This window comes from Methanobacterium sp., assembly GCA_012838205.1.
Lineage (GTDB): Archaea > Methanobacteriota > Methanobacteria > Methanobacteriales > Methanobacteriaceae > Methanobacterium.
Genome location: DUPR01000014.1, coordinates 37,637 through 47,908, shown reverse-complemented (window position 1 = coordinate 47,908; position 10,272 = coordinate 37,637). Strand labels below are relative to the sequence as shown.

The 10,272-nt window shown below is 36.9% G+C and carries 10 protein-coding genes; 8 read left to right on the top strand and 2 right to left on the bottom strand.

Features of this window, described 5'->3' with window-relative positions; translation table 11 throughout:
- The 8 genes from GXZ72_02240 to GXZ72_02205 form a co-directional block, all read left to right on the top strand.
- The coding region (locus GXZ72_02240) for a sortase (GenBank protein ID HHT18369.1) at nucleotides 1-191 on the top strand (191 nt) is incomplete at its 5' end.
- A gap of 389 nt (nucleotides 192-580) precedes the next feature.
- Nucleotides 581-832, top strand: coding sequence for a ferredoxin family protein (locus tag GXZ72_02235; protein ID HHT18368.1), 252 nt, complete (start codon nucleotides 581-583; stop codon nucleotides 830-832).
- A gap of 16 nt (nucleotides 833-848) precedes the next feature.
- Nucleotides 849-1,400: a hydrocarbon binding protein (contains V4R domain) gene (locus GXZ72_02230; GenBank protein HHT18367.1), complete on the top strand. Its 552-nt coding sequence runs from the start codon at nucleotides 849-851 to the stop codon at nucleotides 1,398-1,400.
- Entirely contained in the window at nucleotides 1,400-2,311 is a 912-nt protein-coding gene (locus tag GXZ72_02225) for a F420-nonreducing hydrogenase (GenBank protein HHT18366.1), read from the top strand. Before GXZ72_02230 ends, GXZ72_02225 begins: the two co-directional genes overlap by 1 nt.
- An 8-nt stretch (nucleotides 2,312-2,319) precedes the next feature.
- Complete coding sequence (locus tag GXZ72_02220; GenBank protein HHT18365.1) at nucleotides 2,320-3,768, top strand: Ni/Fe hydrogenase subunit alpha; 1,449 nt, start codon at nucleotides 2,320-2,322, stop codon at nucleotides 3,766-3,768.
- A 328-nt stretch (nucleotides 3,769-4,096) separates the two neighbouring features.
- Entirely contained in the window at nucleotides 4,097-5,365 is a 1,269-nt protein-coding gene (locus GXZ72_02215) for a roadblock/LC7 domain-containing protein (GenBank protein HHT18364.1), read from the top strand.
- A gap of 284 nt (nucleotides 5,366-5,649) precedes the next feature.
- Entirely contained in the window at nucleotides 5,650-6,615 is a 966-nt protein-coding gene (locus GXZ72_02210; GenBank protein ID HHT18363.1) for a replication factor C small subunit, read from the top strand.
- Complete coding sequence (locus GXZ72_02205; GenBank protein HHT18362.1) at nucleotides 6,616-8,103, top strand: replication factor C large subunit; 1,488 nt, start codon at nucleotides 6,616-6,618, stop codon at nucleotides 8,101-8,103. It abuts the gene before it with no gap.
- Nucleotides 8,104-8,370: 267 nt separating this feature from the next.
- On the opposite strand, the gene GXZ72_02200 is transcribed toward GXZ72_02205, so the two are convergent.
- Both GXZ72_02200 and GXZ72_02195 read right to left on the bottom strand, forming a co-directional pair.
- Complete coding sequence (locus tag GXZ72_02200; GenBank protein ID HHT18361.1) at nucleotides 8,371-9,657, bottom strand: divalent cation transporter; 1,287 nt, start codon at nucleotides 9,655-9,657, stop codon at nucleotides 8,371-8,373.
- A 164-nt stretch (nucleotides 9,658-9,821) separates the two neighbouring features.
- Nucleotides 9,822-10,259, bottom strand: coding sequence for an Lrp/AsnC family transcriptional regulator (locus tag GXZ72_02195; protein ID HHT18360.1), 438 nt, complete (start codon nucleotides 10,257-10,259; stop codon nucleotides 9,822-9,824).
- Nucleotides 10,260-10,272: the final 13 nt, after the last annotated feature.

Sequence of the window (10,272 nt, the reverse complement as noted above, 5' to 3'; positions counted from 1 at the left end):
TCCAAAGGAAGAAATTTGTATACCAAGTAACTTCAAATGGAGATGATATCCGTTGGGACTACAAAACAAACCCTATAAGATTTTCACAAGAAGGAGAAGCACGTTTGTTAATTGTTACATGTTATCCTCCTGGTAGAAAGCAAGCTGCTTGGATAACTCACTTTAAACTTGTGTCAAGTAGTGATTTTTAACTTAAAAGTGATTTTTCTATCTTCAAATGCAATTAAAAAATTAATGATTCAAATTATTAATTTATAAAACTATTTAAAAGAACCATTATGCCTATAAAAGTTATAATCCACCTAACACATCTAAAAAAAAAAGTCAATTTATAATATGGTTTTTAGTATCATTCTGTATTTTAATTAACTCAAACTGTTCGAGTTACACAATACTTATTAGTGATAAATATTTATAGTAATAACGAATATTTATCACCCATTCGATGTGTAGTTATAACACTTATTAATGAGAAGTTCCCAATAGATACATAATGATATTAATTTTAAAAAAAACCGAATCTTAGAAAACCAAAGGAGAAATAAATTAACTATCCAAAAACCAAAAAAGAGGCGTTAAAATGGTTGAAATCATAATAGATGAAGATGCATGCGTGGGATGTGCGTCCTGTGTGGAAGATTGTCCCAACGATGTGTATGAAATGGATGAAGCAAAAAATAAAACCAAAGTGGTAAATGAAGTAGACTGCATGGCTTGTCTTTCCTGTCACGAGATATGCCCTGCCCAAGCCATGGAACACCGCGATATTCACGTGGCCAAAAGGCTCTATATAGACCGTAAAGTAAATTATGCACTTAAAAGAATTATCTGAGGGATAAAAAATGGATATGAGGGAGATAACAGACACTGTAGGCACATTCAAACCAGAATTAATTCCCAAAGAAACTGGTGGAAACCTGGATGACTATGAAGATGCACTACATGTACTGATGAAATTCATGGGATCCATGTCCAGTGCACTGGAACAAGTTTCAGGAAGAGGTGCCAACGCAATTGTATACCAAGCCGGTAAGAGGATGGGACACGAATCTGCGAAAATGATGGACAAAACCGAAGATCTAGAAAAAGCCCTTTACGAACTTAGTGAAGTTCTGGGAGAGGAATTTTACTTTATAAAATGGAAACCAGACGCTCAAGACAGTTATGTTGTCCAAAAAGATAATCAGGTAACAGTGAAACTTCTTTTCATGGACTGTGTTGTAAGACAAACACTCCGAAGAACAGGTTTACCACAAAAAGGACCATTATGTTACCTATTATATGGTTACATGGTTGGAGCAGTAGAAGAAGTGATGGACCTGAAAGCGAAAGTCGACATTGACCATGTTGGACCTAACGCGTGTCTTAAAACCTTAACAATCAAATGGAGTGCGAAATAATGGTAAACATAGCAATAGAAACACTGGCTAGTTGTTCAGGCTGTGAAATATCTATACTCGACTTGCACGAAGATATTATCAAACTTCTAGATCAAGCTGACTTAGTATCAGCCCCAATACTCATGGATATCAAAGAAATACCAGACAACATTGATATTGCCATTGTAACTGGATCTGTTCGAAACGAAGAAAATAAAGAACGTTTAGAAGAATTAAGGGAAAAATCAAAAATATTGATAGCATATGGTACTTGTGCCTGTTACGGAGGCATAACTGGAATGGCTGATTTATACACACCGGAAGAAGTTAACTCCCGAAGTTTTACTGACAACCCAAGTACCGAACCTGCTGAGCTGCCAACCGAAGTAGTTCCTAAACTTTTAAGCATTGTACACCCTGCAGCCGATTTTATCAAAATCGACGGATTCATACCCGGATGCCCACCCAAAGAACAATTAACACATGATATATTAATCCCATTAATCAACAACGAAGCTCCTGATGTTCCTAAAAAAAGTGTATGTGCAGACTGCACAAATGTAATGGAACACGTGGAATTCGATGAAATTAAACGCAGAATTGAAGGTGAACCAGAACCAGGAAAATGTTTCTTAAGCCAAGGATACGTTTGTCTAGGTTCAGTAACTTTAGGACGTTGCGGTGGTCTTTGCACATCTGCGGGAGTGCCTTGCCACGGATGTGGAGGTCCATCCTTAGATGTTTTGAGGGAACCAAGCCATGACATCTACAATGGAGTTATTAAGAGAATAGCACACCTTTCTAAAATGCCAGAAGAAGAAGTTGAAAAACAACTATATGATATTGGGCACATTATTTACGGATTTGTTATTGGAAGCACCATAATGGAAGAGAAACAGGTTTCCCTGATTCCCCAATTGGTGAAAAAATAGGTGATAACATGAAAAATATTGAAATAGCCCCGGTTTCAAGAATTGAAGGCCACGCAAAGATAACTGTACAAGTGGACGATTCTGGAAATGTGTCTGACGCACATTTCCACGTAATGGAAATCAGAGGGTTTGAAAAATTCTTGGAAGGTGCTGCTGTAGAAGAAGCACCCAGAATAACACCAAGAATATGTGGTATATGTCAAACTTCTCATCACATAACAGCCGCTAAGGCAACAGACCAAGTGTTTGGATTAGAACCACCGGAAACAGCCAAAAAGTTAAGGGAATTATTGCTTCTGGGACAGTTCATAATGTCACATTCCCTGCACTTTTACTTCCTTGCCGCACCAGATTTGGTTTTGGGACCGGAATCAGACCCAGCTTTAAGAAACGTTGTAGGAATTCTGAAAAAAAATCCTGACTTGGCTATGATGGCCATCAAAACCAGGAAAATAGGGCAAGAAATCACTGCCATTGTGGGTGGTAAACCCATCAGCCCAGTAACCGCAGTTCCAGGAGGACAATCTCGAGGAATAACAACAGATCAACAAGCAGAATTATTATCCAAAGCTAAAGAAGCAACAGAACTAATTGAAAAAGGAATTGAATCAACTGTACCACTTTTCACCCAATATAGTGATGCAATTGAACTTTTAGGTCCTGTTGAAAGTCATTTTGCTGCTTTAACTAATAATGGAGATCTAAGTTACTATGAAGGAAATGTGAAGGTTATTGATTCTGAAGGAAACCCTGTAACTGAATTCTCACCAGTTGACTACTTAGACTACATTGAAGAAAAAGTCCAACCATGGTCCTATATGAAATTCCCGTACCTGAAACAAGTTGGATTCCCAGAAGGAAACTATCGTGTTGGACCATTAGCCCGGCTCAACGTGGTTGATAATATTCCAACACCTAGGGCAGCAGAACTATTCGCTGAGTTCAGAGAAAACTTTGGAATCGCTCAAAACCCACTGTTATATCATTACGCCCGCCTGATTGAACTGATGTACTCATCTGAAAGAGCAATCGAACTATTGGAAGATAACAGCATAACTGGAACCGATATCAGACAACCACTATCCGAACCATTAATGACAAAAGATGAAGCCAAAGAATCCAGTGAAACCAGAAGGGGAGTGGGAATGATTGAAGCTACTCGTGGAATACTCATACATGACTATGAAACTGATGCCGGTGGATACATTAACCGAGCCAATTTAATAGTTTCAACTAGTCAAAACAACTTATCCATGGACATTGGTGTACGAGAAACTGCTAAAAAGTTGATCCACGGTGAAGAAGTTTCTGAAGGATTGAAAAATCAGCTAGAAATGATTATTCGAGCCTATGACCCTTGTCTATCTTGTGCAACTCACGCCATAGACGGAAGTTCACCACTAGAAGTAGACATCTACGACAGCCAAGGTATACTAATTAAAAAACACCTAATCTGAGGTTTCGAAAAAACCTCATAATTTTTTTTTTGCAAAAATCATTTTATTTATTGAAGAATTATACTTCCAGATCTATACAGTTTGTAACAGTTTTTATATTGTAAAAAAATTATTACTTGTTATTAATTGTATTTCAATAAGCTGATTATTGTACCTCCTTTTTGGGGATGAAATTGTAGATTAATTAATCATATAACCAGTTATCCTCAATCTATAAAAAGCGATAAGCATAATAAATATTAGAGAAAAAAAATGTTTATATTAATAAGAAATTGATTTTATTATAATAGATTTTCATTACTAATATATTACCATAATCAGTGATCAAATGATAGACACCCCTCTGAAGACACAACTGGAAAAGGCCACATTAGACTTAGATAAAACCACCGATGTTGAAGGCATTCTAATTGTGGCTCGCGATGGCCGAATTTTACATCACAACTTAAGAGTAGATGTAGATATTAATCTATTTGGCCCTATGTCCCAAGTGATTTCCAATTCTTCACACCGCCTTTTAAGTTCATCAGGCCAAGGAGAATTAGAAAGAGTGCTGGTTGAGTCTTCAGGAGGAAAAGCACTTTTTTTAGGCTTGAAAAATGCACATTTAATCATCTTGATGTTGGATTCTGCAAATGTGGGCTTGGTTATGGTCAATGCCAAAAGAGCATCCAAACTAATTAATGAAGTAACCCAAGACCTTGAATTAGAAGTTCCGGCAGAAATTCCGGAAAAAGCCCCGGAAAAAATCCCCGAAACCACAACAGAAGAAATACCCACAGAAAAAATCCCCGAAACCACAACAGATGAAGTACCCCTAGAAGAAGTTGCTGAAATATCTGAAACTGAGACAGTGGTCGAAGAAGTTCCAGAAGAAAAGGCACTTGTTGAAGGAATAAAAGCTGAAGATGAAGCTGTTAAGATTCCAGAAGAGATAGTTTTAGAATCTGAAAAACATGTTGTAGAAGAAGTTACAGCAACAAAAGACACTGCAACTAAACTTGAAGCTCAAGAATTAGAAAAACCGGCAGTGGATGAAACAATTATTGAAGACGCAAAACCAAAAGCCATAAAAACAGAACCCCAAGAATTAAAACCACCCATACCCTCAGTTAAACCACCAATATCATTTCCATCACTGCCTAAGGATGTTCAAGTTTCTGATGAGCCTGAAAAACGTTCGGAGCTCATATTGGACATTTACGAGGCTATTTTCTTGGCAATGGCCTTAGGTGCAGCCAAAATAATGGGAGTTGCTCCAGCCAGAGGACTTACCAAACAGTTCCTACCCTTTAAAAAATGTCAGCGGCTGCTTCATAATGTTGAACTGAAAAGCAATGCCACTATTGATTTTGCCCAGATCAAAGAAAACGCTGCAGAAATACCACTCAATGAGAGAGAAAAAGTATTTATTCAGGATTTTAGTAGGATGATTGATGTTATAACTGAAAATTACGGTAGGGTAATGGGTTATGAAGCATTCAGAGGAATGGTACGTACTGAATTCTTGGAAATAAAAAAATCTTATGGTAATGCTATGGATGTGCTAAACATCAAAGAGAAAATACATCCAGAAATTGCTCAATTGTTCAATTAATCAATGAATCCAGCCCAAAAAGGTACATATCTGATTATTTTCTGATTTTTTGAACAAAATTATAATAAATTTATTTTTTTTTAAAATTTCAAACAACTTTAGATTAATTCAAAGCTTATTTAGTTTTTTTTTAAACGATTTAATAAAATTAGGAGATGTTATTTAAAAAAATGTATTAATAAGGAATAATATAAATTTCAAAACTTTTTAAAATAACACTAACATACCAACAACCAAAGAAAAATCTTATAAAAAAATAAAGAAAATGAAAACGGTGAAAACATATGAATAGACCATGGGTGGAGAAATACCGACCTCATACTCTAGATGAGGTTGTGGGTCAAGAACACATTATACAAAGACTCAAACAATACGTAAATGAGGAGAGCATGCCTAATCTAATGTTCACCGGCCCGGCAGGAGTTGGAAAAACTACCACAGCCATTGCCTTGGCCAAGGCCATGTTGGGAGAATACTGGAAACAAAACTTTCTGGAGTTAAACGCATCTGATGCCAGGGGTATCGATACTGTACGTAAAGACATTAAAAACTTCTGCCGTCTGAAAGCAGTTGGAGCACCATTTAGAATCATATTCCTGGATGAAGTGGATAACATGACTAAGGATGCGCAACACGCACTTCGTCGGGAAATGGAAATGTACACTAAAACATCCTCATTTATATTATCTTGTAATTACTCCTCCAAAATCATAGATCCCATCCAATCTAGATGTGCAATATTCAGATTCACACCAATTAAAGGACACCATGTAATTCAGAGACTGGAAAAAATCGCCAAAACAGAAAACATCCAGTACACAGCTGGAGCACTGGAAAGCATAGTCTACTTTGCTGAAGGTGATTTGCGTCGTGCTGTGAACATCCTACAATCCACAGCCTCAATGGGAACAGAAGTAACAGAAGAACATGTTCATGATGTGGTTTCCAAAGCAAAACCAAAAGATGTGCGAAGAATTATTAACATGGCACTTGACGGTGATTTCATGGGTTCGCGTGACCTTTTACGAGAAGTTATGGTAGTCCAGGGAACCAGTGGTGAAGACATGATTACTCAAGTTTATCAGGAAGTGTCTAGAATGGCCATGGACGATCTTATCAGCAGTGAAGAGTACATTTTCCTGGTGGAACACATTGGAGAATACGATTTCCGTATTCGGGAAGGTGCAAATCCCCGAATACAATTAGAATCCCTTTTAACTAAATTTTTACCAAAAGAAAAGGCAGATTAGATGTTGTGGACCGAGAAATACAGTCCCCAGAAGTTGGATGATGTTCTGGGCAATAAAAAGGCCATTGAAGAGATCGAAAGTTGGGTAGAAAGCTGGGAACATGGCGAACCAGAAAAATGTATTTTACTCATAGGTCCTCCAGGCACTGGGAAAACCACCCTGGCCCATTTAATAGCAGTTTTCTTTTCCGACCATATTGAACTGAATGCAAGTGATAAACGATCATTTGACATCATCACAAGCACTATTGGAGAAGCATCAGCCTCCACATCCCTTTTCGGGGAAGGGAAGAAACTTATAATCCTAGATGAAGTAGATGGACTTCACGGTAATGAAGATCGTGGGGGGATCCGTGCTATAAACAATATCATAAAAAAAGGCCATCATCCCATGATTATGATGGCTAACGACCCCTACAGTAAGCGTATTGCCAGTTTGAAATCCAAATGTCGAGTTATAACCCTCCGAAAAGTGCATACGAATTCTATTGTGGCTTTGCTCAAAAGAATTTGTATTAATGAAGGAGTTGAATTCGAGGAACATGTTCTTCGAACCTTGGCCAAAAGGTCTAATGGAGATCTGCGCTCAGCAATTAATGACCTACAAGTAATTGCCCAGGGGAAAAATTCTATTACCTCCAAGGATTTGGAAATCATATCTGAGAAGGATGATGTTAACAACATTTTTGACTCAGTACGTGCTGTTTTGAAAAGCAAAAATCCAAAAAGAATCAAAGATGCCTTACGTTTGGAGTCAGAACCGGGATTTATATTGGAACAAATCACTGAAAACATCCCCCGGGAATACGAAAAGCCAGAAGAAATTGAAAAGGCCTACGATATGGTTGCAAAAGCTGATATGCACTTGGGAAGGGCCTTCCATACCAGGCATTATGGATATTGGAAGTATACCTATGACTTGATGGGTGTGGGAGTGGCATTGGCCAAGAATGAAACCTACAAGAAGTTCAGCCGTTATGCTAGTTCCACATTTTACAGTAAATTATCCCGGAACCGGGCCAAGAGGGACTTAAGAGATAGAGTAGCTACAAAAATGGGGGAAAAAATGCACACTTCCCGGAAAGTGGCCATTGAACAGTTCCCTTACTTTGAGATCATGTTCCAAACCGAAGATTTGGCTCGAGATCTGGCTGATTTCTTCGAACTGGATGATGCTGAAGTAAAACAGTTCAGGAAACGAAAGATAAAAAAGAGGAAGACCAAAAACGTTTCAAAATCCAAAACAAAAGTACATAGAACTAAGTCTACTCGCACTAAGGTTTCTAAGAAGGCCAATTCGTCTTCAAAATCTTCTAAAGCTATTAATAAAGTAGATAAAAATGATTTTCCTGAAAAATCCAAATCCAAAAATGAAAAAAGTAATAAGAAAGATCATAATTCAAAATCATCATCCAAGGATAATGGGGATTCTGGAAAATCTGATGTGAAAGATAATGGTAAACAAGTTTCACTTTTTAGTTTTAAATAATAATTATGGATTTTACATTTTTTTCCTCTATTAAATTTAATTTTTTAATATTATTCTGTTTCACTAATAACAGATAAATATCCCCTCCATCCATAGTGTTTTGATGGATATGACCATGGATTAATACTAACGGGTGCCCTTTGAATCTTATATTCTGGAAATAACTAAAAATATTTAAAATTATGAAAAAAAAGTTTAGAGAGACTAATCTCCAAATAAGTAGTTTTTGGTGACAACTCAATAGTTTTTGTGGGCAGTATGTTGTGATTAAAGAGTTAATCCTAGTGTAAACATTACCATCAGCACTAGGAATGTGTTAGCCACTGGGTCGGTTATGCTGGTGGATAGTGGTATAACAATGTTGTCGGGGTCAAGACCTTTTTTGTAGGAAATAGTATTCAGATAGAATGCAATTAGTAGCATTAAAGGTGTGAGCATTAATCCGGCAGCGGTGCTGATGAAAACCATTTTACTAAGCCCCACTGACTCCACACCAATAGCTAATGATCCGAAGTACGACAAAAATCCGATTAAGGGATATATGATTACAGCCAAAATGACGATTATAACAAAGTTTCTTAATACTTCTCCAGTTGGTCTTAAAGAAGATTCTATGGATCCTATGTGTAATCCTGAAGATAACCGGGCCCCTAAAATACTAACCAAGTCTCCACTCTCACCGGAGAATAATGGCACCAATGCCAAAATACTGGGATTACTTAAAATAGTTGAAAAGCTGCTGTTTAAGATGGTACCCGCAGTAGTTCCAAAAAGTGATGATAGAAACAGTGTAGGAGTACTGTGCATTATAATCTTTTTAAGTTGACTTCCCCTTTTTATTCCATAAATAAAGCCCATTATACCCATTATGAGGAATATTACAAACAATATTGTTTCCACATATCCGTTCCTTACCCATAATAATATTTGCACAGCTAAAAGAATGGATGGAATTGTAAAAAGGTCTCCAGAAGCTGCTATTAATGGTGTTGTTACATTATCTGGATCCCATCCGTTTTCATAACTTTTAATGGATATTAGGAGGGTTGCTGGTAGAAGCACTGCACCTGAAAAAATTCCTCCCAGTACAGAAATTACTGTGAAGTCCATGATACTAATACTTTGAAAACCCAACAGGATACAAAATCCCTTAGCCGTAAATGCAAGGAAAATAGACATTATTACAGTCAAAACCATTGCTGAAATAATATTTTGGTTTAAAACAGGCGATTTTTTTAGTTCAGGAGATAAAATACCTATGTGGAGGTTCGAACCCAATCTAGACCCTAATGCGCCAAATATATTTCCTCTCATCCCAATAGCTCCGGGAATTAAAACTAAAAGCCCGGGAAGCATTTCAAGAGTGTGAGTCATTCCACTTAGCAATATACCTGCTATTAAATCCCCTATAGCACATATAAAAAGAGCTGTGAACGTTTCACCTAACACTCGTGATACTTCTTTAAAAAAGTTCGTAATAGTACCGCTTATGATGAACGGGATCTGGAAAATGTTTAAAGACCTTTTTGAAATTAGGACTGCTAATTTTACCATCCAATTTAGAATGATATGTATTAAATCGCCAATCTTCTTCAACAGTCTCCCAGTCCATTTCACCTAACCACCCGAAAATTACGGTATGGGCTGTTATAATAAACATCCTAATCAATTTATTCGATGAATGATTTAATTATATAGGTTCCTATCTCATGTGCCCATTAAAGTATAGGAATATCTTCTTTAACTCGTTCCATCACTATCATTTCAGTTAAATCTTCAACACCATCAATTGAACGGATTTTTGAATTAATCAGTTGATTTAAGTCGTCAATACTCTTTACCCAAACTTTAATTAGGATGTCATACTCCCCTGATACACTGTATACTTCTGATACTTTTTTAAGCCTTGAAAGTTCCTCTTTAACTAATTCGTGCTTTTCAGATTCAGTCTGGATAATGATAATAGAAGTTATCTCCAGACCAATTTTCTGCCAGTCAGGTATCAAAGTGTAACGTTTTATTATGTTTTTTTCCAATTTTTTTAGCCGGTTGGATATTGTTGCATCAGGAATGTCAATTTCCTTTGACATTTGAGATATTGTGATCCTGGAGTTTTTTATTAAACAACGGAGTATAGCTAGATCTACATCATCCATTTTTTACCCAACA

Bases quoted from the DNA above. Each gene is read 5' to 3' on its own strand.
- GXZ72_02195 (HHT18360.1), bottom strand. From the start codon at position 10,259: ATGGATGATGTAGATCTAGCTATACTCCGTTGTTTAATAAAAAACTCC.
- GXZ72_02210 (HHT18363.1), top strand. From the start codon at position 5,650: ATGAATAGACCATGGGTGGAGAAATACCGACCTCATACTCTAGATGAG.
- GXZ72_02230 (HHT18367.1), top strand. From the start codon at position 849: ATGAGGGAGATAACAGACACTGTAGGCACATTCAAACCAGAATTAATT.
- GXZ72_02200 (HHT18361.1), bottom strand. From the start codon at position 9,657: ATGGTAAAATTAGCAGTCCTAATTTCAAAAAGGTCTTTAAACATTTTC.
- GXZ72_02215 (HHT18364.1), top strand. From the start codon at position 4,097: ATGATAGACACCCCTCTGAAGACACAACTGGAAAAGGCCACATTAGAC.
- GXZ72_02205 (HHT18362.1), top strand. From the start codon at position 6,616: ATGTTGTGGACCGAGAAATACAGTCCCCAGAAGTTGGATGATGTTCTG.
- GXZ72_02220 (HHT18365.1), top strand. From the start codon at position 2,320: ATGAAAAATATTGAAATAGCCCCGGTTTCAAGAATTGAAGGCCACGCA.
- GXZ72_02225 (HHT18366.1), top strand. From the start codon at position 1,400: ATGGTAAACATAGCAATAGAAACACTGGCTAGTTGTTCAGGCTGTGAA.
- GXZ72_02235 (HHT18368.1), top strand. From the start codon at position 581: ATGGTTGAAATCATAATAGATGAAGATGCATGCGTGGGATGTGCGTCC.